We start from the raw sequence: 24,273 nt of genomic DNA, 5'->3' as shown, positions 1-24,273 counted from the left end.
TGGAAAAAGTTAATCCTGTTATTTATGGAGAGTAAAACTTGAGAGCTCACGGTTGAATTTGTCTTACCCTAAGATTCCTATAGGAGTTGTTTTTTTTGTGGCCCTAGCGTATTTATTTACAGCGCAGTTAGGGCACATATTTGAACTTGCTCATTATGCTGTCACGCTAGCCTCCCTTGCATCGGGTGTGGCACTCGCAGCAATATTAATTTATGGCCCCAAAATACTCCCTGCAATTGTATTAGGTGCGCTCGCTGATGAGTTATTAATATCTACGCCGCTAGGGGTTATTCCCGGCATGATCATTAGCGCAACTGGCGCAGCTTTGATTTCTTGGTGGGGAATGGCGATTTTACATCGATTTAAGAAGAATATTGAAACGCCACAAAGCCTAATGATTTTAATGCTTTGGGGGGCAGTTATTGGTCCACTTTTTTCAGCCGTGAATGGCGTCGTTTGGTTGTATTTAGGTGATATAGTTTCTGAACAATTCATCTATAGTGCTATTTATTGGTTAATGGGTAATGCCCTAGGCGTAATGTTACTTGTACCTCCACTGTTATTGTGGGCAGATAAAAAATATACAAACACGAAACATAATCAGCGTTATTTAGCATGGATGTCCGCAATTGTAATGGCTTGTGTTTTGATTTTTACAAACATATTGTTTATTGAACCGTTAGGTCATATTTCCCCCGTATTGTTTTTCCCATTGGTTGTATGGGGCGCTTTGTATGTCGGTTTTAGTGCTGTGCATGCGGGTGTTTTTTTAATCTTTATGTCTGCTTTTAGTAGTCACTTGATAGGTGTTGGATTTTTTGCTGAAAACGAATATCAGGTGCCGACTGATTTGTGGGCATTTATCATCAGCTTATCGATCACAGGTTTAGCTGTTGCAGCGAGTAATGTTCAACGAGAACAAGCGGAATGGAAAGCAGCGAGCAGTCGCATGCATGAAGTATTATCCGTTTCATCGTTATCGCTACAGGAATTATTACAATTGCAGTGTGATGACGTGGTCGATGATGAGCCGGGGTGTTATAGCGCAGTATTGCTTCTAAATGAAGGTTCAACGGAGCTGAATTTTATCGCGCATTCAGGGTTGCCTGATGAATTGATCTTTGATTTAGAAAAAGTCAACTTAGATGACGAGCACTCGCCTATCGTTCGTTGTTTGGAAAGCGGAGAGATGATGAGCTCACTTGAAAACAAGGAGCTTTGGTCTGTATTTGAAGAAGACTTATCATCATGGGGTGGGGCAAATGTTGTGCCCATTCGTAATTTATTTCGACAACCGTTAGGGGTGCTGTGTATTTTTTATAGATCCTCCACACGGTTTCAGTTGGCAGACCTTCAACGTCATCAGCGAGCTGCTTACCAGTGTTCACTGCTGACAGTGCGTAAACGTATTGAAGAAGCGTTGGCAGAAAAAAGGCGGGAGACGGAAAATGAGCGGGCTTTATTACGTTCGATAATCGATGCTAACCCAGACCTAATCTTTGTTAATGATAATCAAGGCGCATTCACCTTATGTAATGGAGCTTTTGAGCGTTTTGCCAGTGTACAAAAAGATGAAATTATTGGTAATAGTAATCAATATGTTTTTGGGCCTAACAACCGTACTATTCTAGCAGAGATGGATAACAAAATACTAACGGAGCGATCAACACTTGTTAGGGAAGAAATTTGGGTCAGTCATTCCGATAAGCGTAAAATATTACTCGATCTGATTAAAGCACCATTAAAGGATAATGACGGTAATACTTATGGTGTGATTGGGTTAGGACGAGATGTTACTCAACATAGGGAATTAGAAGCTGAAGTCGTTGCGATGACTGACAATCAGCAGCGGGTTATTGGGCAAGAATTACATGACGGTGTAGGGCAGAAATTAGTAGGCGTGTCTTTTCTCACCAAACTTATAGAGCAGCAATTAAATCACACAAAGTCTGATTTAGCTCCACAGGCTACAAGATTAACGGAAAATATTAATGAGATTATTGGGGATATTCGAGGCCTGGCGCGAGGTTTATTCCCCATAGAGCTTGAATCCAATGGCTTAAGTGCTGCCTTAGAAAGGCTAGCAAAAAATATAACAGCAACCTCCTCAATAGAATGCCGGTATAAATCAAACAAAACTGTTCTAGTTGAGGATCAGATAACGGCACTTAATTTATATCGTATTGCTCAGGAGGCAGCAAACAATGCGGTTCGTCACGGGGAAGCAACAGAAATTATCATTTCGCTATTGCAGCAGCCTGATGGAATCATCTTGTCGATAATAGACAACGGTAACGGCTTTGACCTCGAGCAATATCGTAATGGTACAATCGACGGGATAGGATTGCAGTCGATGCATTACCGATCAAGTCTCATAAAAGCAGACTTGACGTTTCTTAACTCGATAAAAGGAGGTTTTGAGGTGAAGGTAACGTTAACTTAGCAAAAAATTAACCTGAGGATATGGACATGAAGGAAGTTGGGATAAGGGTTATGCTTGTGGATGATCATAATATTGTCAGGCAAGGTATGGGCATGTTAATTGATAGTCAGCCGGATATGAGTGTATCGCATGATGCTAATAGCGTTGCCGCTGCGGTCTCTATCTTAAAACAATATGGCAATGAAATTGATATTGCTTTGATTGATATATCGCTCAACGGCCCGTCTGGTTTTGAGTTGTTAAAATCTATCCGAATACATCAGCCAGATCTAGCCACATTAGTTATTTCCATGCATGATGAAATACTCTACGCTGAACGTGCGATACATTCTGGTGCGAAAGGCTATATTATGAAACAAGAAGCATCAGAAACTGTCATTAGTAGTATCCGATCGATTATGCAGGGTGAGGTGGTGGTTAGTGATGTTATCAGGCAGCGGCTTGAAAATACTAAAACTAAGGCTACGCTGATAGATAAGCTCACAGCAAGTGAGTTTGAGGTCTTGCAGTTATTGGGTCAAGGAAAAACGACCGGTGATATTGCTAAGCTCAATAACCGTAGTGTTAAAACAATTGAAGCGCATCGAGCTAATATTCGTCGAAAACTTGAATTATCAGATGGTAATGCTTTACTAATGTTCGCAATACAAATGCAAGCAGAAGCCCTTTAGATTTATTAACCAAAATAATAAGGAAGGGTCACCTTTATGTCTACGTCACTACCTCATTTGGCCCAGGGTAATCTGCCCATATCTTCATTGCTAAAGCATCCAGTTGCTATTCTAGTAACTTCTGCCGTAATAAGGGAAAATATTCCTGATGAACGCATTAAATATGACTTAGATTGTTGCAGTATTGGTTCGTTTATCTAGATGTATAGACAGTTTTTAGAACAGTTGTCGTGGTATTTAAAGGCAATAAGGCCTATTAATCTAGAAAATGCTACATGAGTGGATGTAATAATATTTTGACATCAAGACTAAAGACTCGCTTGGCAAAACGATGGGTGAGAGCAGCGTTATTGTTAATCGCGCTCATTCTGGTTTCAAGCTTGTTTATTGTGGGGGCACAATCCATTGCAGTGGGTCTATTCCCTACACCCATCGATAAGTTTGTGCATGCAGGGTTCTTTAGTGTATTAACGCTTTTGCTTTGGTGTTCATTGGGTATGCGGCGAGAAGTGCTTGTTCTTATCATTGCGTCCAGTATCGCCGTTTTAGATGAATGGCACCAACGTTATTTGCCAGGGCGTTCATCTGATCTAACGGACCTTGGTGTTGATGTACTCGCTATTTTATTGATGCTTATTTTTCTCGAGGCTTTCAAAAAGAAATTAAAATAAGGGGATTCTCATATCAGTCCATTTTCAACAAGCTTATAGGTTTTATTTATGAGGTCAGCCTTGATGATATTGTTTATAGAAAGTCTGTTCCTGAAGCAATCACACTATCGTTGGTGTTGTTCGTGCCTTTTTATTACACCTTATGGCAGTAAATGCAAGAATAGGTGTGAAAATAGGGGGAACCCCTATGTAAAGTTGTTCTTTCCAAATGTATGATTTGCATACTTACCTAAATAAAAGGAATTAATAAATGAAAAGTATGCGCAATCTTATTATTTCGATGTTGATGATGCTTTTCGCTACAAGTGCTTATTCAACAACTTATGATATTGGGATATTAACAGAAACTCCTTATGTTAACACCGTGCCGGTTGCCATTGGTTCGTTTTCTGATGTGTATGAATTTACTATCGCTATTCAGGCTTCAGGTGCTTCAAATATCACTAGTCATAATTTAGCGCTTTGGGAAAATGACATACTTGCAATCAGTGGTTTAACATTAAAGATTTATAATAGCGGAGCTGAGTTATTGACTGGAGACTATCAAAGTTTAATGCTGTCTGCCGGTGCTTATACCGCCGAAGTATCTGGTACTGCCACGGGAAGTGATGGTGGTATGTACACTTTCTCAGCAATTGCCGCGCCTGTGCCTGAAGCAAGTACTTTGTCTTTAATGCTGGCCGGGTTTGGTTTGGTTGGTTTTATGTCATACAGACGTCGTAACCTTATTTAAGGTTAAAAACACTCACCTAGGAAGGCACGACATGGTCGTGCCTTTTTTTTTATTTATGATATGCTTATCGCATGTTTTTAATGCAGGATGCAAGCTTTATGAAGCCTCGTAATATTTATTTATCCCTTGTAATGGTAGCCTTTTTGTTAATGGTCGGTTGCGGCACTGAAACGAATAGCACCAGCAAAACTCAGGTGGCCGCTAAGGTTAATAATGAAGAAATTACTGTGCATCAGCTAAATCAAGTATTAATGTCAATGGGTAATCGCGCGAATCATCTTGATCAAGACAAAGTGATGACCAGTGTCCTAGATAACTTAATCAATCAATCTATCTTAGTTCAAGAGGCTAAAAAAGCTAAGCTTGATCGTGACCCTGTTGTAATGCAAGCGATAGAAGCCGCCAAACGTAAGGTCTTAACGGATGCTTATCTGCAACGTTCAGCAACGCAGCCCCCAGTAGTTTCTGATAATCAAATCAGCGCCTATTATTCATCAAACCCAGAATTATTTGCCGATCGAAAGCTATTTCGCTATCAGCAGCTCACGTTGTCTTCTGAAGGTAATGACCAGGCCTTGCTTGTTGAGAAGGTAAAACAAATTGAAACGATGTCAGAATATACAGACTGGTTAAGCGAGCAAGGTGTTGACTATAAAGTTATTCTAAATGCCAAAACGTCAGAAAGTATTCCAGCTACTTTATTAAAACCACTCAGCGTATTAAAAAAAGGTGATGTAGGTTTTTTGAAAATGGCTGATGGATTGTTGGTAATTGAATTAATTGATATTGTTGAGCAACCCGTGAGCCTTGAGTTTGCTTCCCAAGCTATAGAGAATCACTTAACGACTCAGTTGCAGAAAGAGCAGCTAAAACAAAAAATAGCAGCCTTGAGAAGTCAAGCCATTATTAAATACATGGGTGATTTTAAGCAAAACCTGGAGACTGCTGTAACGGAGAGCGTGCCGCAGGCAGATGTGGCGTCTGACATGAAAGTTAAGTCACATCTTGAGAAGGGACTAGAAGGGCTAAAGTAGCCATAGTTGACGTACCGATAGATTTTCCTTGTGAGTAGAGTAATTGTTTTTTGTTTGTTGGTAACGGCATATCCAGGGAGTGCTGTTGCACTACAGGGAGACACGTTTAGTCCTTATGTATCCACCACGTACTTACATGATTCTAATTTATTAAGAATTGATGATGAGGTTGATCTTGCCAGTTTAATGGGTAAAGATGAGCGTTCGGACACAGTTAAAACGGTAGCCACGGGTATAGATGTTGATTGGGAATATAGCCGCCAACGGTTTCTCATATCGGTAGAAATGAATGAGAATACTTTTAGCCGATTTGATACGTTGAACTACCAAGGGCGTGATGTAAATGCGCGGTGGAATTGGCAGCTTGGTAACCACTTAAGTGGCGTTCTAGGTCAAACATACAGCCGTTCATTGGCTAGCTTTGCTGATGTTAGAGGTGTTACAGGGAACTTGCGCGATCAACAACGTACATTCATCGAGGTTGATTGGTTGTTTCATCCTCGCTGGCAAATAGGTTTGGCATACTCTGAATATAGCCTTGAATACAGTGAGTTGATTCAACAAAATGGTGATACTGAAAGTGATACAATAAAAGTGAATTTGTATTACCTTACGCCAAAAGGAAGTCGGGTGGGCATGGAGCTGTCAAAAAAAAATGGGCGTTACCCCAATCGAATTTTTAATAATACCAGCACGGTAGACAATGGTTATGACCAGGGGTCGGTATTAGGTATCTTTGATTGGCGATACAGTTCAAAAAGCCGTATTAGAATGCAAAGTGGGTATGTAGAAAGAACACATGATCATTTGCCACAGCGTGATTATGACGCGATTAATAGTCGAATTAACTATACATGGGTGCCCTCGGTCAAAACGCAATTAGACGTTTCACTGTTTAAGCAAACTGAACCTCGTGACGATTTGTTAGCCAGTGTAAGTGAAAATGAAGGAATGAGTCTCTCTGCCAATTGGGCGCCTACCGCCAAGTTAACGTTAAGTGGTATGTACCGAACAGAAAAACAAAAGGATTTAGATGACCCAGGCTTCTTACTCATCACTCGCCCACAGTCGCGTGAACAGAACGACTCATATCGGCTAAGCTTAAGCTATAAGCCTCACCAACGCGTCGATTTGATGGCCAGTTATAGCGATGAGAGTCGCGATTCATCGCAAGCACAAAGCGATTTTGATGCGCAAATGATCAGCATCAGCGCCATGATTAAAATGTAAGCAAACAACGAAGTATTAAAATTAATGAACGATCAACCAAGCAAGAAATCACCCATGAAAAAAATACTGTTTATCGTCGTATTGTCTTTTTCAAACCTATTATTTGCAGCCGACAATCCGTTGGGATCAGGCGATGCTTTGCGAATTACAGTCTATGGCAACCCCGACTTGACGACCGAAACCCGTGTGACCGATTCAGGTACGATTAATTTCCCCTTAATAGGTGAAGTGAATGTATCTAATAAGGCAGTACCAGAAGCGGAGAAGTTAATTGCCAAACAGCTCGAAAATATGGGGTTTTTAAGGCAGCCACAAGTTAATATACTGGTCACGCAATTTACCAGCGTGCAAGTATCTGTGTTAGGCCGAGTTGCGATTCCTGGTAAGTTTCCGGTAAGTGCCAGCGCAAAAACAGTTGTTGATTTCATAGCCTTGGCAGGGGGTATTGCACCAGATGGGTCGGACTCAATAACGGTCATAACGACGAAAGGCGATACGCCGCATCGCGTAGAAATTGATGTCGATAATTTATTTCGATCAGGGCACACCATTAAGAACCTAGAGCTTGGTGCGGGCGATATTATATATGTGCCACGTGCGCCGAAGTTTTATATCTATGGTGAGGTAAATCGTTCAGGTGCTTATCGACTTGAACGCGGAATGACAGTTGCTCAGGCCTTAGCAGTCGGTGGTGGTGTTTCGCTACGTGGAACAGAAAATGGCTTGCAGATAAAACGCAAAACAGAAGATGGTCAACTTGAAAGTATAGCTGTTGAAGTTTCTACAAGCGTTCAGGTAGATGATGTCATCTACGTTAAAGAAAGCCTATTTTAAGGATAAATATAATGAGCTTCTATCAATTTATGGTCATTTTACTCGCACGTAAAAAAATTGCGTTATTGGCCTTTTTCATAACCGTAGCAACAACGTTGGCTCTCAGTTTAATGCTGCCAAAGTCATTTGAAGCAACGACAACTCTCATCGTGAATTATAAAGGTACGGATCCAGTAACCGGTATGGTGTTACCTGCACAATTAATGCCAGGATATATGGCAACACAAGTGGATATTATCGGCAGTCAAAATGTGGCGTTGAAGGTTGTTAATACGTTAGGGTTAGATAAAAGCCCGGCCGCAATTGAAGCTTTCGCAGATAATACACAAGGCGAAGGTAACATCACAGAATGGCTAGCAGGGGCGTTGCTAAAAAACCTTGATGTTCGCCCTTCAAGAGAAAGCAGCGCAATCAACCTTGTGTTTGATGGCTCCGATCCTCAGTTTGCAGCTGCGGTTGCTAATGCCTTTGCAGATGCGTATATCCAGACAAGTTTACAATTGAAAGTAGAGCCATCTGTACGCGCTGCGGAATGGTTCAATGATCAAGTAGCCTCATTACGGGAAAACCTTGTCGATGCGCAGAGAAAGTTGACCAGCTATCAACGCGACAAAGGGATCGTATCGCTCGATCAACGCTTAGATGTAGAAAACTCAAGGTTGTCTCAAATCTCACAACAATTAGTGATCGCTCAAGCTGAAGCATTTGATTCGGCTTCACGCCGTCAAGAAGCAAACAATGCAGGCAGTATCTTTGAAAATCCAGATATTTTGAAGAACCCGCTTATTCAAAATATGAAAGCTAATTTATCAAGTGCAGAAGCTAATCTAGCTGAGGTTAGGCAGCGACTCAATACCAATCACCCCAGTTATCGAGCGGCTTTAGCCGAAGTCAGTAACTTGCGCAGTAAACTGAATAATGAACTTAAGGCGGTTACGGTTAGTTTATCTAATACGGAATCCATTTCTGATCAACGCGTACAGGATCTTCAACAGGCAATGGATGCCCAAAAACAACGGCTCTTAGATACGAACCAAGAGCGGGCCGAAATGGCGATTCTTCAGCGAAATGTAGAAAATGCACAGAATATATTAGATATAGCCATGCAGCGTTTTAGCCAAACGTCAATGGAGGGCCAAGCCAATCAAAGTGATGTCGCTATATTAAACCCAGCAGTGGCACCGATTAAACACAGTAGTCCAAAGTTGCTTGTCAATATGATTCTATCGGTGTTTTTGGGCAGTATTCTAGCCGTTGGCTTGGCCTTGTTAGCCGAATTGATTGATCGACGTGTACGTACGCCAGAAGACATAAGTGTTGGGCTTAATATTCCCGTGCTGGGTGTCTTAAAACGTCGAGCCTCTTCCGCAAAGAAGGCGCGCTCATTAATAAATGGCTAATTTAGGGATAAATATGAACATGACACAAACTCAAGCGGATGCTAAATCAAAATCAGGCAGTATTGGTCGAATACTACTAGAAGCAGGTAAAATTAAAGCAGAAGATGCCGATCGTATTTTACAAACGCAAAAAGAATTTGATCTTCGGTTTGGTGATGCCGCATTAAAGCTAAAATTAGTAACAGAAGATGATATTTTAAGAGCTGTCTCTCAACAGTTTCACTATGCCTCACTACCTGTTGATAGTGATCTGATTGATGCTGAGGTTGTTGCAGCGTTTCGCTCTCATGGCAATGAAATTGAAGAGCTTAGAACCTTACGAAGCCAGCTAGCTTTAAGGTGGTTTTCGGGAAATAAAGCGCTGGTTGTGTCATCACCAACTGCGGGACAAGGAGCCACATATGTCTCGGCTAACTTAGCCGTGTTGTTTTCACAACTGGGTGAAAAAACCCTCTTAATTGACGCTGATATGCGAACACCACGGATACATTCGCTATTTAAATTAGCGAATAAGCAGGGCTTGTCGGATATGTTAGCCAGTAGAGCAGGGGTAGAGGCCATACATACAATAGAAGCATTTGATGGTTTAAGCGTATTAACAGCGGGTACATCAACACCGAACCCTTTGGAATTGTTATCCCAACATCAATTTTGGAGTGAAATTGAAAAAAACTTTGATGTGATTATTATTGATACGCCGCCCGCGCTTGAAAGTGCTGATGCACAGTCAATTGTGGGGAAGGTAGGCGGAGCACTAGTCGTGGTTCGTAATAATGAATCAAGGCTGGTGGATATAGAAAACATGAAAAGTCAGTTTTCGATCGCAGGGGCGGATGTTGTAGGAGCGGTGGTTAATGATTTCTAGGGGATTGGAGTGTATCTATACAAGGCCTCAGTTGGTATAATTACCTTGATATTTTAGGAAGGAAGCTTCAAAATGAAAAAACTTATATTAGCACTTTTACTGTCTATCTCAGTGGTAACAGTTGCACATTCAGCGATAGAACTTGAAGAGATTAACGCTGGTAGCACAACAGGCAACCCATATATTTTCACTGCAGACTCAGTTCAAGTTAACTTTCCAGTGAGTACAACAGCGACAGACTTTTTTCAGTTTACAATTGGTAGCACACAAGATATCAGTTTTTCAATTACACCGAACGATGGAGCAGGTGTTAACGCTGTGCATGTCTATTTTGATGGTGAGGATGTTTTTGGCCAATCAATTGCCGGCAGTGGAACAACTGAGGTTAGTTTAGGTGAGCTAGAAGGCCCAGGTACATATACTATTAGTGTAAGCGGTAAAACAAATAAACAAAATGCTGGGTTCTATACACTCACATCACCGGTTCCTGAATTAAGTACAATGGTTTTGATGTTGTCTGGTTTTAGTTTAATTGGTTTTATGAGCTATCGTCGACGCGTACTTTAAACTCATAAGGTTTCTCAAAAAAAAAGGCGGTTTACCGCCTTTTTTGCATTATTCACCAAAGTAACATTAATTAACAGATATTTTTAGCGAGCAGAAGCGACTGTAAGTCGATTGCTTATTTTCTAACACGCTGTCTCGCACTTTCACCCTATAGCTAGCAATGGATGTCAATCCGATGGCCAGAGGCATGAAGTGAGTAACTAACTGAGTATCGCATTAGCCCTTATTCAATATAACCCTCGTAACGGTTAGAATGAATGCTTCTACGGACTTGTGTATCGATTAATACGCAAGCAATGCTAATGCAGTGGAAACCTAATGGGGCTGTTTTGTGTATAATAATCACAGCGGGTTTAGGGCTTAAGATCGTTGCTATTAAACTAGAATTAAAAAGGTTATTTACGTTTCCGTTAAGGTGGCGTTTACATGCTTATAGCTAGATAAATGGAAAGATGTTTTATTCCTTTTAATTGCTTTATTATCTGGAAGTAACGACTTAACAGTCGCTTTGGTTGTCAACTATGTTGACGGAGTTGGTGGGTAAAAATGAATGGATTCAGTATTAATAAATACATAATGATGTGCTATGCCGAATAAGCTGATTAGCCACGACAGTAAGAAGTTATTTTTACATTGGCTACCTATCCTGATTGGATTGATAGCAATGTATGCGCCTACCTTTCACCATCTAGCCAATAGCTTATGGCAATCAGATGATCAGGGCCACGGTCCGCTAGTATTGATGGTAGTCGTGTTCCTGTTCTGGCAACAGCGAAATGTCTTAATAACTGAATTAGCCCAAACGACCAACCCCATACTGGGTTATAGCCTTTTTATAGTGGGTTTATTGCTCTATATTTTAGGGCGTTCACAAGATATTTTAATCTTTGATATTGGCTCGCTTATTCCCATATTAATGGGGCTGATATTAGTTACAAAAGGTACGAAGGCGCTAAAACAAGTTTGGTTCCCACTGTTCTTCATATTATTTATGATTCCCTTGCCAGGCTTCATTGTAGACAGTATCACTCTACCGATGAAAATGGGCGTGTCTTACGTTGCAGAGCATATCCTTTATTCATTTGGCTATCCTATAGCGCGAACAGGCGTTATTCTACAAATTGGCCAATACCAACTATTAGTGGCTGATGCCTGTGCCGGTATGCACACCCTGATTTCACTTGAAGCCCTAGGCTTGCTCTACCTTAATTTAATTAAACACAACTCGCTGTTTCGTAATATCACTCTGGCCATTTTAATTGTCCCCATTTCGTTTACCGCCAATGTGATTCGTGTCATGGTGCTAACACTCGTTACCTATCATTTTGGCGATGAAGCAGGGCAGGGCTTTGTACACGACTTTGCTGGCCTTGTACTGTTTATGGTGGCGTTACTGCTAATTATCACTGTAGATAGCGCTCTGCAATTTGGCCAGAAACGTTGGCAGGCACGAGGGGTGGAATAAATGGTTTCATTGCCCAAAAAAAGCCTCCTCTTGCTGGCTTGTATGTTGATCGCGACTTCATTAGGGTTCTTGCTAAAACCAACATTTAAAATAGCTGAACAGGATTCAAAGCTTGATTTAGAAACAATGATTCCAAAACAGTTTAGTGAATGGCAACAGGATCAGTCAATTGCCCCCATGGTTGTTAACCCTGAACTGCAACAAAGCCTTGATGAGATTTACACTCAAGTATTGACACGAATCTATGTGAACAAAGATGGTTATCGCATAATGCTATCCATTCCTTATGGTAAAGATCAATCTGATGACTTAGCTGCTCATGACCCAAAAGGTTGTTACTCAGGACAAGGATTTCAAATTTTATCGAATAGACAAGAAGTTTTGAATACTCTATTCGGAGATATCCCTGTCAGAAGAATGGAAGCGTCTATGCCATCTCGTGACGAACCTGTAACGTACTGGTTCATGGTAGGAGAATATGCTGTAAATAATGATTGGGAAAGGAAAAAAGCTCAATTTCGATATGCGTTGAAAGGTCAAATTCCCGACGGCATATTATTTAGAATCTCATCTATAGATGCTGACTCAAAAAGTGCCTACCAGTATCATTCCATGTTTGTAGAAGAGATCCTTCGCGAGATGTCACCAGAATATCGAGCAAAGGTTTCTGGTTTAAGGAAGCACACTACTGTTGAATTGAAATAGCGTATCAGACGGGAAATAGATGACTAATTCAACAAATATTAATTCGGATCCTTATACAAAAAAAAATGTTAGACATAATGCGCTCCATTACTTGTTTGGAAGGGGAGCCGCGGGGCTAGCTGGATTTCTGACAGTTATCCTTTTAGTACGCGTGATGGATATCGAAGATTATGCTGCATATATTGCTTTGAGTGGATTAGCAACCATGTGCGGTATTCTGGCCGACTTGGGCATGGGGCGACTTGTGGCACGTTATGTTCCTGAAGGAAGAATACATAGAACGGCACATGAACTCAGCCATTTTATTTGGACAGTAAGTATTGTTAAATTTCTTGTCACGATAATAATAGTTATTTTGCTAGCTATTTTGTGGCCTTCAGTTGATAAAATATTTGCCAGTATTCAATTTAACTTCTTCTCAATAGGCCTTGCTTGTCTCATCATTAGTGAGGCGCTGTTTCAATACTTTTCAGCAGTACTGCAAGCTCTTGTGATGCAAAAGACATTAACTCGTCTATTGACGATTCAATGGGCCGGCAGACTAGTTCTTATCACAATCATATTGTTTGAGAAAGATACCTTGAGTTGGGAGGATGTTTTGTGGGTTTTTGCTGTCCCAGAAATGTTAGGTGTCGTCGTATTTCTGCTGGTGATTTTTCGTTATTTAAAACAATTGGCTAGTTCAGAAGAAGAGTTATCCGTTGTCAGTAAAGAGCAATGGCCTGTATGGTCTCAAGTCACTAAAGTCGCACTAAATAATTATGGTTTTATGTTACTTGCAGCTCCACCACAAGGTTATTTTATGAAGATGGTTACTGCTAGTTATCTTCCTGTAGATATTGTCGCAGCTTATGGTTTCTTTATTAGTCTTGTAGAAAAGTTTAGGCAGTATATCCCGCTACATTTCTTTTATGCCTTGATTGAGCCAATCATGATTGCTAACTATTTAAAAAATCGTGATTTTTCGATATTACGCTATCGCTGCAAACTGCTCTATAAATCAAATTTATTACTAATGGTACCCGCAATTGTATGGACCGCAGTCTCTGGATATACAATAGTAGAATTTATGACCAATGGGAAGTTTCAGGGGTTGTCGTGGATACTCGTATTAATTATGGTGCAACTTACAATTGGGAGCCATATGTTGATTTTACAATTGATACTCAATTCAGTGGAGAAGAGCAGATTATTAGTCAAGGCTGGAATACGCGCTTTAGTTATCATGATAATTGCTATGGCAGTTTCGGTTAATACTAATGCTATATATTTACTGTTCACTCCACTTTTGTTTTCACTTGCAATGAACTTTTATATTGTTTTTAGTTTGTCGAGAAGTGATTACTCATACGAGCCTACATGGAATATATTTATAGGAATTATATTGCCAGGTATTATCGCTCTCATTTTTACCTCATGGATGTTAGATTTTATTCCGTGGGGAGTTGATTCTATTTTTGGCGTTATACTTTCTTTGTCCAGTGTGCTTAGTGTTTATTCTTTGATTATTTGGTGGATGAAAACCATAGAATTATCAGAAGTAAATATTATTAAATCGTTCATTTTTGCGAAAAAAAATTAAAGGCGAGATATGTCCTTAAATATATTGGAAGTTATTCAGAGAAACTATAATCTTAAATATTTCCACCCAACTATTAATTTATCAATGGGAGCACTGTCGGATCCAAAATTTATTGAATGGCCAGTGAGAGGAAAGGATGCTGTTATTGTCGCCGGTGTTGGGCGCAGCGGAACAACTTGGTTAGGTAATGTAGTTTCTGACATGTTAAATGCAAGAACTATTTTCGAACCATTTATAGTAGATAAAAATGGTGAATTCTTGATTGAAAAATCTGGAGAGATAAATTTAGAGAACAGGGTTGAAAGACCTGTTGCCTTGTGGGATAAGGATGTGTTTGAAAGTAAAAAAAAGACTGTAGAGAATATGTTGTTTGGCTCTATCAAGGGGCATTGGATCGATCAGGATGCAAAAACAGGAATTTTTAGTAAACGTGTAATCAAATTGATTAGAGCAAACTATTGCATTGGACACATTGCAGAAAGCTGGCCGAAAGTGAAAATACTATTTATTGTTCGATCGCCAGATAAAGTTGTTGAATCCATGCTCAACCAAGAAGCTAAGGGCTGGAAGTTTGTTTGGAAAACCGAAGATATCTTTAGCTACGCAGCTTCTTATCCTGAGTGGAAGAAGCTATTAATGATATATGACTGGGATAAAGATAGTTTAGTCGACCGATTGACATTGCGCTGGTGTATCGAAATGTTTATAGCCATGCAGCAACTACGAGGTGTTGAAAACTGCATGGTAGTGCAGTACGAAGATTTAGTAAAGGGACATGAATGGAATAAATTGGGGATATTTCTAAAGGATAGAGGATGGCTAGGTGAACCACAACATTACATAATACATAAGAAATCAAGGACGAATGCAACAAGCACCGAAATCGCTTCCTCACGACTTACTTCTGGACAACGTGAGCGGATTCGATCGATGGTAAAAGAATTTGGCCTTAAGGAATGGATTAGATGAGTCATATTAATAAAAAAAACTGTGTAATAGTTACATGTTTCGACCAAAATCAACCAGGGTTTCTGGATTTTTCATATCGTATAAAAACATTAGCGGAACACTATAACCTTACACTTGTATCTACATTCCCACTTACGCAAGCTGAATTACAATTTTCAAATGTGAATTATGTAGTCATTAATGCTCGAAATGGGCGTTTGGGGTGGCTTAGTTATCTTCTACGTTGTGCGTCATTGATCAGAAAGAATAAGCCTGCTCTCTCGGTCCTACTTCATTCAATGGCTGCACCCGTTGCGATGTTTATTGGCCGTATACCTGCAATTACTTACTGGAACGAGCATCCTTCTCGCGTTATTCCCCAGGAGAAAGGTGTTTCATTCCTCAAAACAAGGAGCCGCGCATTCGTGAAGTGGTTAATATTTCAGGGGGCCCGTCGCTCCAGTTTAGTCATGCCAATTGGGGAAGCGCACAGAGATGACCTTCTTGTTCATGGGTGCAAAATTGAAAATATGAAAATGATCTATATGGGAGTGCAACAGTCATTCTCGGAGGTTGCTCTGAAAGGCACTGATAGAACTAAAGATGCGCCTTTAAGGATGCTCTATGTGGGCTCAGTTCAGAAAGACAGAGGTAGAGACCTTATGCTTGATGCTATGGCTATAGTAAATCAAGAGAAATACATTGCTCATTTGACTATTGTAGGTGCTAATGAAGAGCAATTGAAATATTGCGTAGATAAAGTGAAAGAGCTAGGTCTTGAAGCATCTGTGACGTTGATAGGTAGGGTGCCAGGTAATTTGATTCCTAGTTATATGGAAAAAGTAGACGCGGGGCTATGTCTTTGGGAAGACTTACCTTGGTATAGTTTTAACCCACCCACCAAGCTTTTTGAATATTTGGTTGCAGGCTTACCTGTACTCGCAAGTAATATTAGAACACATACGCAATATATAGAAGATGGTAAAAATGGACTCATATTTGAATATGAAAGTACTGCTCTCGCACAAGCAGTTCAACGTCTTTGGGATGAGAGAAATGAATTGCAGAATATGAAGCAGTATGCATTTGAAAGCAGCACACCTTATTTATGGCAGTCAATAGAGCCTTGTTTTATTGATGCTATTCAAGAGCATGAAAAGTGCTAGCATTTGCAACTAAAAATAGTCAGGGCCTGAAGTATCTGAAATTTGCAGCAATACTGCTCAGTATAAGTTTTATTGCAGTGTTATATGGGCTATTAGCAAGTTTAGGAGATCCAATTAAAACTGTTTTAGGAGCGGGCTTGCTGATCGGGCTAGTATTGCTTTTTTTGCCGAAACAAGTAGTTTGGTTAGTCTTAGTGATAGGTTTTGTATTCGGCATACTCTCTGCTAACCCTCTTTTAAGTAAACTAGCATGGGTTGTCTCTGGTTTTAGCATGTTGCTGATGGTTCCATCGTTACAGAATATGATGTGGACATCAAAGAATAAAGCACCGCTTTTTCTAAAGTTGGCACTATTGTTAATGTTGTATACAGTTTTGGTAAGCATTGTTCAGTGGTATTCGGCAACTGAATTTGTGGCGGGGTTTAAACGTTATTTTCAATCTTTTGGCTTGATGATGGCGCTAACATTAATTGCGTTTCAAATAAAAGACTACAAGCAATGGTTTATTTTCTTGCTTGTTGTAGGCTTATTACAATTCCCATTTGCGTTGTATCAATTGCTGGTATTAGTTCCTCAAAGAGGTGGACTTGAACTCTCGAGTGAAACTACTGATGTTATTGCTGGAACATTTGGTGCTAATTTGCAGGGCGGTAGTCCAAACTCAGTGATGGTCATCTATCTTTTTATGGTTTTATCATTTCTTGTGGCACGTTGGCGGTTAAAGTTAATTAAAAATAATGTTTTTTATATGCTTACATTTATTTGTTTGTTGCCGATAGGGATGGGAGAAACAAAAATTGCAGTAATAATGTTACCGATAGTTGGATTTATTTTATTACGTAAAGATTTTGTTAAATCACCACTGAAGTTTTTACTTTCAATATTGGTAATAGCATTACTGACGTCAGCTTTAGCGCACTTATATATAACTGTGATTATGGGTAGTTCATTTGGTGATGTTATTAATTCAACGTTACGCTATAACGTTGGAGATCAAGGGTATTCTTCAGGACAATACCTTAACCGTATGACATCAGTTACATTTTGGTTTTCTCAAAATAATTGGCATGAACCGATGAGTTTTCTATTCGGCAATGGCTTGGGTAGCTCGTATACTTCAGAGGGATCGTTAGGTGGGCATATTGGTAATCAATATATTAATTATGGGATCAATCTAACAGCCATTTCTACATTACTTTGGGATGTTGGGTTACTCGGATGTCTTCTTTTTATAAGTGTTTTTATTGCTGCTTGGTGTGCGGCAGGAAATCTCTATAACTCAGTTAGTGAAGAGTCAGTGAAAGCTGATGCATTAGCAATTCAAGCTTCAATATCATTATTTTTCTTGAGCATGTTTTACTCTGATTCGATAGTTAATCTTATTTCTATGGAGTTAATTTATGCCATTGTATTAGGGTACCTGGGCTATTTACTCAATCGTAACGATCTCATTGGCAACAGTATTAATACCCGCAGAGCCAGAAAAAAATCATGAATAGAAAACAACTTCATATACTTTACTTAACCGCTGAACAATGGCCAACATTTAGGTCAGATCTACTTGTGCTGTTTGGGAAATATTTACCTAGATATGGCATAACTTCTGATTTGGTAACTGAGCGAGATTTCGAATCAAAAGAGCAAAAGATATCAGATTGGAAGGGAGGTAAAGCTATTCTATGTAATGTACCACGAAATCGTGCGGGACAGTATTTGTTCAAGTTTTGGCATCAATTTAAAGTATTGCTAGCTGTTGACCGGGATAAATATAATGCTATTCAAGTACGTGATATGTCAGTAATCGCACTCGTAGCATTGGTTGTCGCAAGAATAAAAAGAATACCTTTTTATTATTGGTTGTCATATCCACAATCCGAAGGACAAATTGATCGAGCAAAAGCCCGTGGTTTAAAAGGGGGTATGCGTTTCTGGTTTCCCTTGCTACAAGGTAATCTGGGGAAATGGCTGTTATACCGAATTATTTTACCAAGAGCAGGTCATGTTTTTGTACAAAGTCGTCAGATGCAACTCGACATAGCTAAATATGGTGTCGCTATGTCTAATATGACACCTGTACCAATGGGTGTCGACACAGAGTTAGCTGAGCTAGGTGATGCTCCATTACTTGATGATTTACGCCTTGAAGGCAAGCAAGTTTTGGTCTATTTGGGAACATTAGATCGCGTGAGGAAAATAGAAATTCTTTTTCAAATGTTAACCCTTATCAAGCGAGAAATACCAAGCATTATATTAGTATTGGTGGGTGATACCGAAGATAAGGATCATAGAGAATGGTTAAAAAAACAAACAGAGAAACTAGGGGTTAGTTCAAATGTGATTTGGACTGGGTGGTTGCCGACAACACAGGCATGGAGCTATGTTCGCAATGCTGACTTAGGTTTGTCACCTTTTCCGAGAAGTTTTTTACTCGATAGTGCATCACCGACTAAAGCAGTCGAGTATATGGCCTTAGGGGTGCCTGTTGTTGTAAATGATAATCCTGATCAGGCTCAAGTGATTTTAGAAAGTGGGGCAGGAGTGTGTGTAACATTAGCACCGTCAACTTTCGCTGAAGCAGTGCTTGATTTAATGAATAACCCTAATCAACGCGAAGTAATGAGTGCAAAGGGCAAGACTTACGTCAATGATGTTCGGAATTACAACAAATTAGCTTCAAATTTAGCTGGCACATATAAGTCACTGATTCCGAATGATCTATAGCACAGAGAGTCAATTATGAAATATTTTTTCGATGATTTGACTGTCTACCGTGAAGGACTTTTAGCCCAAGGGTTTTGGGCATTACAAATATATCGTTTTGGTCATGCTAGATTTAAATATACATCTAAGTTTATTCGATTACCCTGGGGGGCAATTCATTTGTTTCTATCTAAACTATCTGAAATTTTTTTCGGTATTCATATCGGTGTTAAAGCTGAAATTGGTCGTAGATTAGTCATAGAACACTTTGGAAGTATTGTCATTCACGGCGCTTCTTCAATTGGTGATGATTGTGTCATTCGACAAGAAGTAACGATTGGTAATCGACAAATGAGCAGTCCTTTAGAGGCACCTATTATTGGTTCTAACGTAAACATTGGTGCCGGTGCAAAAATCCTAGGTCAAGTCACTATTGGGGATAATGTAGATATTGGTGCAAATGCCGTTGTGATTTCAAATGTTCCGACATTACATATCGCGGTTGGAGTTCCAGCTATTATTAAACCTAAGAAATCATAGAGAGGTTTGAGTGAGAGAATTAATAGGATTTTTTGTAAAAAAAAAGGATCACAATGCAGTTTAAAAATACAATTATGTTTACTGTGCTATTTTGTATGCTTTTTTTGTCACTTCAGACGAGTGCTGAAACGAAGTGGCACCCTGGTCATTATATTTATGTGTACCCGAATCAGGATGAGCCAAGATATTTTTACTCCGTAATGAGGGAGTTACGCGCCAACCCGATATTTAGAGGTGTACAGAAGAAATATTTTTGGAACAAATTGGAGCCACAATTTGGTGTTTATGATTTCTCCGAGATTAGAAATGACCTTGCGAACCTAAAGATAATAGATAAGTATCTCATTTTGTCAGTGCAGGCTGAATCATTTGTAACGAATGAAAAATTTGTTCCTGATTATTTGCTCACTAACGAGTATGACGGTGGAGTTTATCCTATTAACACAGGTAAAGGTTATAACGTTGCTTACTACAACCATAAGGTACAGGAACGATTGATTGCATTGGTTGCTGCATTGGGAGAAGAATTTGACAGGAATTCTCAGCTAGAAGCAATAAATTTTGAAGAAACATCTCCCAGTCGTAATGAGCCGAAATGGCATAAAGCGCATATAAAAGAATATATTACAGGTATGCTTAGAGTTGCCAGGGCGGCAAAGATCAGCTTTCCAAATACAACAGTTATTCAATATGTTAATTACCCTGAATCTTCCCTTAATGAAGTAACTGACACGTTAATAGCTTACGGTATTGGTATGGGTGGGCCAGATGTGTATTCCCAGAATAGACACCTAGAGCAAGGTGTTTATTCTTACTACCCTAAAATTGCTGGTGCGATACCAATTGGCATGGCTGTTGATTATCACAATTATCAATCTTCAACTGGTGGTGAAGGCATAAAAAATAGGCCATCGGTTGCGTCAATTCATAAGTTTGCAATGAGTAAGTTGAAGCCGAATTACATGTTTTGGTTGCGGCGTACTGCTGAGCCATGGAATGGGACGGATTATTGGCAGGATGTTATTGATTATTTTAATAAATTTGACTGGCATTCTGATCCGGTTGGTGGTTTAGAGTCGGGCTGCCCGAGCCTGGTTGCACCATGTCTTTAGTATAAAGTATAGGTAGGAAAGTAATGAAATCTTTAGCTATTGTAGTGCCAGAGTTGTTGCCTGTTCCACCTGTTCAAGGTGGGGCGGTCGAACATTGGGTTGATGAAGTATCGCATCGTTTATTATCTGAGGATAATAAAGTTACTATTGTTTCTCGTCCTGCAGGTGTAAAAGGGCATGAAGGGATTGAATATATTGGAATTCCTTGGACTGCGGCAGAGAGTTTTTTTTACAAGATAAAAGAAAAGCTGACTTGGAAGAATCCGCTACGTTATATTGCTAAAATACAAAATGTAGTTTCGTATGGCCGTCGGGTGTCGAAAGTTGTGAAGGAGTTCGATATTGTATACCTTCATAATGAGCCTAATGTATTGTTTATGTTGAGTAAACAGAAGCGGCAGAAAATTGTGTTGCATATGCATAATGATCATCTGTCTAGTCGGATATTTCGTCCTTTTTATCGTCGAACACTAGCTAAAGTAGATATAATATTGTGTGTAAGCGACTATATTCGTAAGCAAGCAGTGACTTGTTTTCCTGAATACGCAGATCGTTTTCGCGTAATTTTAAACGCAACTGATCCAGAGGTTTTTAAGCCATACGGTGATAAAGCAAAACAAGAGTTAGTGGATATAGTTGATTTAAAAGAAAATAGTCGCTATTTGCTTTATGTGGGGAGGCTGTCTCCGGTGAAGGGAGTGCATGTGCTTATAGAGGCATTTCAAGAGATTCATCGTCAAATGCCAGATACGTTCTTGATTATTACTGGTTCGTCTTTTTTTGGTGGGGCAGCTAAAACTGATTATGAGAAGGAGTTAGTGAGCTTGGCTGAGCCAGTTAGTGATGCAATTTTATTCACGGGATATTTGCCACATATAAAATTAAAATACTTATACTCAGTAGCAGATATGGTTGTTTTTCCTTCAGTTTGGCAGGAACCATTTGGCTTGGTGATACTTGAAGCTATGGCTTCAGGTAGTTGTTTGGTTGCATCTGCTGTCGGCGGGATTCCTGAAGTTGTGAGCAATGGTAAGGATGGTGTATTGGTCGAACCGCAAAACCCTAAAGCGCTTGCTCGAGCAGTGTGCAATACATTTAAAGATTCTAAGGTTATGTCACAGATGCAATATGAAGCTAGGGAAAAAATTATTTCTGGTTATAGGTGGGAACGTTTAATTGGTGAGCTTAACCTTATATTGGGGAATCTAAAGTGATTGCAATCGTATATCCTCAGTTTTATGGCGTCGGCGGTATAGCGCGTTACTTAGATTCATTTTTATCCAATTTGCCAGATAAACACCCTCCAGTATATTTAATAACTGGTGATGAACACTATGAGTTTCGTAGTTATAAGGGCGTTGAAATTATTCATATTCCATTTAGTTCAAGTCGGTTTAATCTTCTTTTATGGGGTGTGAAAGCTCGATATGTAATAATTAAGTTATATAAACAAGAGAAAATACAGTGGGTAAATTTTCACTTCCCACCACTTATTCCGGGGCTTTTTCTGCCAAGGAAGATCCCGGTTGTTCTTACTGCTCACACTACATACCTAGGTATGTCAGGCCAGTTTTATCCTACTAGGCACTTCAATAGTCAGTGGAGTAAAAGTTCTCTAGTGGTCAAGTCGTGGATGGAACGCCATATTTTTGGGTTAACTAGTAAGGTCATTACACTAACAGAGCAGGGAAGGCAGGAGGTATTGGCTTATGGCTTTAAAGGGCCTGTTACGGTAATACCTAATGGTGCCGATGTGAACTTGTTTACACCAGATATGGCCGTTAAAAAAGATATCGATGTGCTTTTTTGTGGACGCATTGAGTTTCGTAAAGGTAGCCGAGCGATGGTTGAACTTTGTCTGCAACTGATTGAAAAAAAATCAAATATTAAGATTTGCATTGTTGGTTATGGTGATGACGATGCTTATGTAAGAGAAGCCTTGTCTCTTCACCCTAATAATATATTGCTGACAGGAAAAGTTCCTTTCTCTGAGATGCTAGGGTATTACAATCGTAGCAGTATCTATGCGTCTACTTCTTATTATGAAGGCCTGCCAGGTACCTGCTTAGAAGCAATGGCAATGGAGTTGCCAGTCGTAGTCTGGGACTTCTTATTCTACAGAGATCTAGTGATTGAAAACGAAACAGGTTTGCTGGTAAAACCCAATGATTTTGAATCAATGAAAGATAAAATATTGGGGTTGTTAACTAAACCACAGCTTGCATCTGAAATGGGAAAGAGAGGGCGACTATTACTTAAAAAAGAGTACAGTTGGTCCACCTTGGCATCGGATGTGCTTGGGGTATTTAAGAAATGAATCTCAGTAATTCTATAGTAAACCGCCCTATACGAGTGATGATGTTAGGGTTACGAGGATTTCCCCAAGTACAAGGTGGTGTTGAAACGCATGTTGAAAACCTAGGCCCTTTACTGGTTGAGCTTGGTTGTGAAGTCGAAGCAATTGTCAGAAAGCCATATCAGCAACAGGAGAGTGGTAGCAGGTGGAAAGGTGTTAGGTTTGTTTCTTTGTGGTCTCCAAAGTCAAAAGGGTTAGAGGCGATCATACATACATTTCTTGGAGTACTTTATGCGGCGATTAAAAGGCCGGATATTTTGCATATACAAGCGATAGGCCCATCACTAATGACTCCATTAGCAAGATTGTTATGTTTGCGCGTAGTAGTAACACACCATGGACCTGATTATGACCGTTTGAAATGGGGCGGCTTCGCAAAGCTTATGTTACGGTTAGGTGAAAAGTGGGGTGTGAAATATTCACATGCAACCATTGTTATCTCTGAAACAATTGCTAACCTTGTCAAAAAAAATCATGCAGTAGAGTCATTTTTAATTCCTAATGGTGTGGTTTTACAGGAGTTGTCCAAATCAAAAGTTGCCCTGCAAAATTATGGATTGACTAAGTATAAATACATATTAATGGTCAGTCGGTTGGTGCCGGAGAAACGACATCTCGATTTGATCCGTGCATTTAAGAAAGCTGACCTCGAAGGATGGAAGTTGGTTTTAGTTGGATCTTCAGACCACCCTGATGATTACAGTAATCAAGTAGTATCTCAATGCATGAATACACCTAATATTATATCAACTGGCTTTTTAACAGGAGAGCCTCTTAAAAAGTTGCTCACCAATGCAGGTATGTTTGTTTTACCGTCATCTCATGAGGGCCTGCCAATAGCACTGTTAGAAGCTTTAGGTTATGGACTACCTTGTGTCGCAAGTAATATTCCTGCAAATTTAGAAGTCGGTCTACCTGAAGAATGCTATTTTGAGCTAGGCAATATAGAACAGTTAACAAATAAACTTGTAGAGTTTAGCCTGAAAGCTTATGAACAGCTGGAGCGCGATAAGATTCGTGCCTGGGTTGGTGAGAAATATAATTGGTATAAAATTGCAAAGCAAACTTTTGAAGTTTATCAGTCTGTCTTAATAAAGTAGTCGTAAAGTGAGTCAGCTCACCGTTTTCCTAGCAAGGTCAACAAAATTGTTTGATTTTAGTCATTAGGTACAATAGCAGCGGTCTTAAATTAAGACTAAAATATAAGTGTATAAGGAAGAGCGTCAAACGTATGGTCTTTGGTCGCAGTT

Annotated in this window: 22 protein-coding genes; all 22 read left to right on the top strand. The window is 39.7% G+C overall.

Annotation, left to right across the window (positions count from 1 at the left end; translation table 11 throughout):
• Window positions 1–97: 97 nt before the first annotated feature.
• The 22 genes from CYCPU_RS11855 to CYCPU_RS0107620 all read left to right on the top strand — a co-directional run bounded on the left by CYCPU_RS11855 (window position 98) and on the right by CYCPU_RS0107620 (window position 24,123).
• Window positions 98–2,443, top strand: coding sequence for a sensor histidine kinase (locus CYCPU_RS11855; protein WP_020162419.1), 2,346 nt, complete (start codon window positions 98–100; stop codon window positions 2,441–2,443).
• 56 nt (window positions 2,444–2,499) lie between these two features.
• Window positions 2,500–3,114: a response regulator transcription factor gene (locus CYCPU_RS0107720; protein ID WP_198003972.1), complete on the top strand. Its 615-nt coding sequence runs from the start codon at window positions 2,500–2,502 to the stop codon at window positions 3,112–3,114.
• A gap of 275 nt (window positions 3,115–3,389) precedes the next feature.
• Window positions 3,390–3,785: a VanZ family protein gene (locus CYCPU_RS0107715; RefSeq protein WP_083923786.1), complete on the top strand. Its 396-nt coding sequence runs from the start codon at window positions 3,390–3,392 to the stop codon at window positions 3,783–3,785.
• Window positions 3,786–4,035: 250 nt separating this feature from the next.
• The gene (locus tag CYCPU_RS11850; protein WP_020162416.1) at window positions 4,036–4,518 is read left to right on the top strand and encodes an FxDxF family PEP-CTERM protein; all 483 of its coding nucleotides are present in this window, start codon (window positions 4,036–4,038) and stop codon (window positions 4,516–4,518) included.
• A 98-nt stretch (window positions 4,519–4,616) separates the two neighbouring features.
• The gene (locus CYCPU_RS0107705; RefSeq protein WP_020162415.1) at window positions 4,617–5,552 is read left to right on the top strand and encodes an EpsD family peptidyl-prolyl cis-trans isomerase; all 936 of its coding nucleotides are present in this window, start codon (window positions 4,617–4,619) and stop codon (window positions 5,550–5,552) included.
• Between the two features lie 30 nt (window positions 5,553–5,582).
• Complete coding sequence (epsL, locus tag CYCPU_RS0107700; RefSeq protein ID WP_020162414.1) at window positions 5,583–6,782, top strand: XrtB/PEP-CTERM-associated polysaccharide biosynthesis outer membrane protein EpsL; 1,200 nt, start codon at window positions 5,583–5,585, stop codon at window positions 6,780–6,782.
• Between the two features lie 24 nt (window positions 6,783–6,806).
• Complete coding sequence (gene epsE, locus CYCPU_RS0107695) at window positions 6,807–7,616, top strand: polysaccharide export protein EpsE (protein WP_198003971.1); 810 nt, start codon at window positions 6,807–6,809, stop codon at window positions 7,614–7,616.
• A gap of 11 nt (window positions 7,617–7,627) precedes the next feature.
• Entirely contained in the window at window positions 7,628–9,016 is a 1,389-nt protein-coding gene (gene epsF, locus CYCPU_RS0107690) for a chain length determinant protein EpsF (RefSeq protein ID WP_020162412.1), read from the top strand.
• 13 nt (window positions 9,017–9,029) lie between these two features.
• Window positions 9,030–9,881, top strand: coding sequence for a chain length determinant protein tyrosine kinase EpsG (epsG, locus tag CYCPU_RS0107685; RefSeq protein ID WP_026362637.1), 852 nt, complete (start codon window positions 9,030–9,032; stop codon window positions 9,879–9,881).
• 72 nt (window positions 9,882–9,953) lie between these two features.
• Window positions 9,954–10,448 (top strand): FxDxF family PEP-CTERM protein, encoded by a 495-nt coding sequence (locus CYCPU_RS0107680; protein ID WP_020162410.1) that lies wholly within the window; start codon window positions 9,954–9,956, stop codon window positions 10,446–10,448.
• A 586-nt stretch (window positions 10,449–11,034) separates the two neighbouring features.
• Window positions 11,035–11,913 (top strand): exosortase B, encoded by an 879-nt coding sequence (gene xrtB, locus CYCPU_RS11805; protein ID WP_026362636.1) that lies wholly within the window; start codon window positions 11,035–11,037, stop codon window positions 11,911–11,913.
• A complete protein-coding gene (epsI, locus tag CYCPU_RS0107670; protein ID WP_020162408.1) occupies window positions 11,914–12,618 on the top strand; it encodes an exosortase-associated protein EpsI, B-type in 705 nt (234 codons plus the stop codon).
• Between the two features lie 19 nt (window positions 12,619–12,637).
• Window positions 12,638–14,200 carry a lipopolysaccharide biosynthesis protein gene (locus CYCPU_RS0107665; protein ID WP_020162407.1) on the top strand — a complete coding sequence of 521 codons (1,563 nt, stop codon included), beginning with the start codon at window positions 12,638–12,640 and terminating at the stop codon, window positions 14,198–14,200.
• A gap of 9 nt (window positions 14,201–14,209) precedes the next feature.
• Entirely contained in the window at window positions 14,210–15,169 is a 960-nt protein-coding gene (locus tag CYCPU_RS0107660) for a sulfotransferase (protein WP_020162406.1), read from the top strand.
• Window positions 15,166–16,314 (top strand): glycosyltransferase family 4 protein, encoded by a 1,149-nt coding sequence (locus CYCPU_RS0107655; RefSeq protein WP_020162405.1) that lies wholly within the window; start codon window positions 15,166–15,168, stop codon window positions 16,312–16,314. Before CYCPU_RS0107660 ends, CYCPU_RS0107655 begins: the two co-directional genes overlap by 4 nt.
• Window positions 16,308–17,810, top strand: coding sequence for a hypothetical protein (locus tag CYCPU_RS0107650; RefSeq protein WP_020162404.1), 1,503 nt, complete (start codon window positions 16,308–16,310; stop codon window positions 17,808–17,810). Before CYCPU_RS0107655 ends, CYCPU_RS0107650 begins: the two co-directional genes overlap by 7 nt.
• Window positions 17,807–19,036, top strand: a complete 1,230-nt coding sequence (locus CYCPU_RS0107645; protein ID WP_020162403.1) for a glycosyltransferase — start codon at window positions 17,807–17,809, stop codon at window positions 19,034–19,036. The genes CYCPU_RS0107650 and CYCPU_RS0107645 overlap by 4 nt, the downstream gene beginning before the upstream one ends.
• 15 nt (window positions 19,037–19,051) lie before the next feature.
• A complete protein-coding gene (locus tag CYCPU_RS0107640; RefSeq protein WP_020162402.1) occupies window positions 19,052–19,555 on the top strand; it encodes a serine O-acetyltransferase in 504 nt (167 codons plus the stop codon).
• A gap of 53 nt (window positions 19,556–19,608) precedes the next feature.
• Window positions 19,609–20,667 (top strand): hypothetical protein, encoded by a 1,059-nt coding sequence (locus tag CYCPU_RS0107635; protein WP_020162401.1) that lies wholly within the window; start codon window positions 19,609–19,611, stop codon window positions 20,665–20,667.
• 23 nt (window positions 20,668–20,690) lie between these two features.
• Window positions 20,691–21,881: a glycosyltransferase family 4 protein gene (locus CYCPU_RS0107630; protein WP_020162400.1), complete on the top strand. Its 1,191-nt coding sequence runs from the start codon at window positions 20,691–20,693 to the stop codon at window positions 21,879–21,881.
• Window positions 21,878–22,984 carry a glycosyltransferase family 4 protein gene (locus tag CYCPU_RS0107625; protein WP_020162399.1) on the top strand — a complete coding sequence of 369 codons (1,107 nt, stop codon included), beginning with the start codon at window positions 21,878–21,880 and terminating at the stop codon, window positions 22,982–22,984. Before CYCPU_RS0107630 ends, CYCPU_RS0107625 begins: the two co-directional genes overlap by 4 nt.
• A gap of 38 nt (window positions 22,985–23,022) precedes the next feature.
• Entirely contained in the window at window positions 23,023–24,123 is a 1,101-nt protein-coding gene (locus CYCPU_RS0107620; RefSeq protein ID WP_198003970.1) for a glycosyltransferase family 4 protein, read from the top strand.
• Window positions 24,124–24,273 lie beyond the last annotated feature (150 nt).

It is taken from the genome of Cycloclasticus pugetii PS-1 (assembly GCF_000384415.1).
GTDB classification, from domain to species: domain Bacteria; phylum Pseudomonadota; class Gammaproteobacteria; order Methylococcales; family Cycloclasticaceae; genus Cycloclasticus; species Cycloclasticus pugetii.
The sequence above is the reverse complement of the archived record's forward strand: the minus strand, read 5'-3'. Positions and strand labels throughout refer to the sequence as shown.

Coding starts and splice junctions, on each gene's coding strand:
- CYCPU_RS0107645 (WP_020162403.1), top strand. CDS start 17,807: ATGAATAGAAAACAACTTCATATACTTTACTTAACCGCTGAACAATGG.
- CYCPU_RS11850 (WP_020162416.1), top strand. CDS start 4,036: ATGAAAAGTATGCGCAATCTTATTATTTCGATGTTGATGATGCTTTTC.
- CYCPU_RS0107665 (WP_020162407.1), top strand. CDS start 12,638: ATGACTAATTCAACAAATATTAATTCGGATCCTTATACAAAAAAAAAT.
- CYCPU_RS0107640 (WP_020162402.1), top strand. CDS start 19,052: ATGAAATATTTTTTCGATGATTTGACTGTCTACCGTGAAGGACTTTTA.
- epsE (WP_198003971.1), top strand. CDS start 6,807: ATGAACGATCAACCAAGCAAGAAATCACCCATGAAAAAAATACTGTTT.
- CYCPU_RS0107705 (WP_020162415.1), top strand. CDS start 4,617: ATGAAGCCTCGTAATATTTATTTATCCCTTGTAATGGTAGCCTTTTTG.
- epsI (WP_020162408.1), top strand. CDS start 11,914: ATGGTTTCATTGCCCAAAAAAAGCCTCCTCTTGCTGGCTTGTATGTTG.
- xrtB (WP_026362636.1), top strand. CDS start 11,035: ATGCCGAATAAGCTGATTAGCCACGACAGTAAGAAGTTATTTTTACAT.
- epsF (WP_020162412.1), top strand. CDS start 7,628: ATGAGCTTCTATCAATTTATGGTCATTTTACTCGCACGTAAAAAAATT.
- CYCPU_RS0107715 (WP_083923786.1), top strand. CDS start 3,390: ATGAGTGGATGTAATAATATTTTGACATCAAGACTAAAGACTCGCTTG.
- CYCPU_RS0107635 (WP_020162401.1), top strand. CDS start 19,609: ATGCAGTTTAAAAATACAATTATGTTTACTGTGCTATTTTGTATGCTT.
- CYCPU_RS0107680 (WP_020162410.1), top strand. CDS start 9,954: ATGAAAAAACTTATATTAGCACTTTTACTGTCTATCTCAGTGGTAACA.
- CYCPU_RS0107630 (WP_020162400.1), top strand. CDS start 20,691: ATGAAATCTTTAGCTATTGTAGTGCCAGAGTTGTTGCCTGTTCCACCT.
- CYCPU_RS0107620 (WP_198003970.1), top strand. CDS start 23,023: ATGATGTTAGGGTTACGAGGATTTCCCCAAGTACAAGGTGGTGTTGAA.
- CYCPU_RS0107660 (WP_020162406.1), top strand. CDS start 14,210: ATGTCCTTAAATATATTGGAAGTTATTCAGAGAAACTATAATCTTAAA.
- CYCPU_RS0107655 (WP_020162405.1), top strand. CDS start 15,166: ATGAGTCATATTAATAAAAAAAACTGTGTAATAGTTACATGTTTCGAC.
- epsG (WP_026362637.1), top strand. CDS start 9,030: ATGAACATGACACAAACTCAAGCGGATGCTAAATCAAAATCAGGCAGT.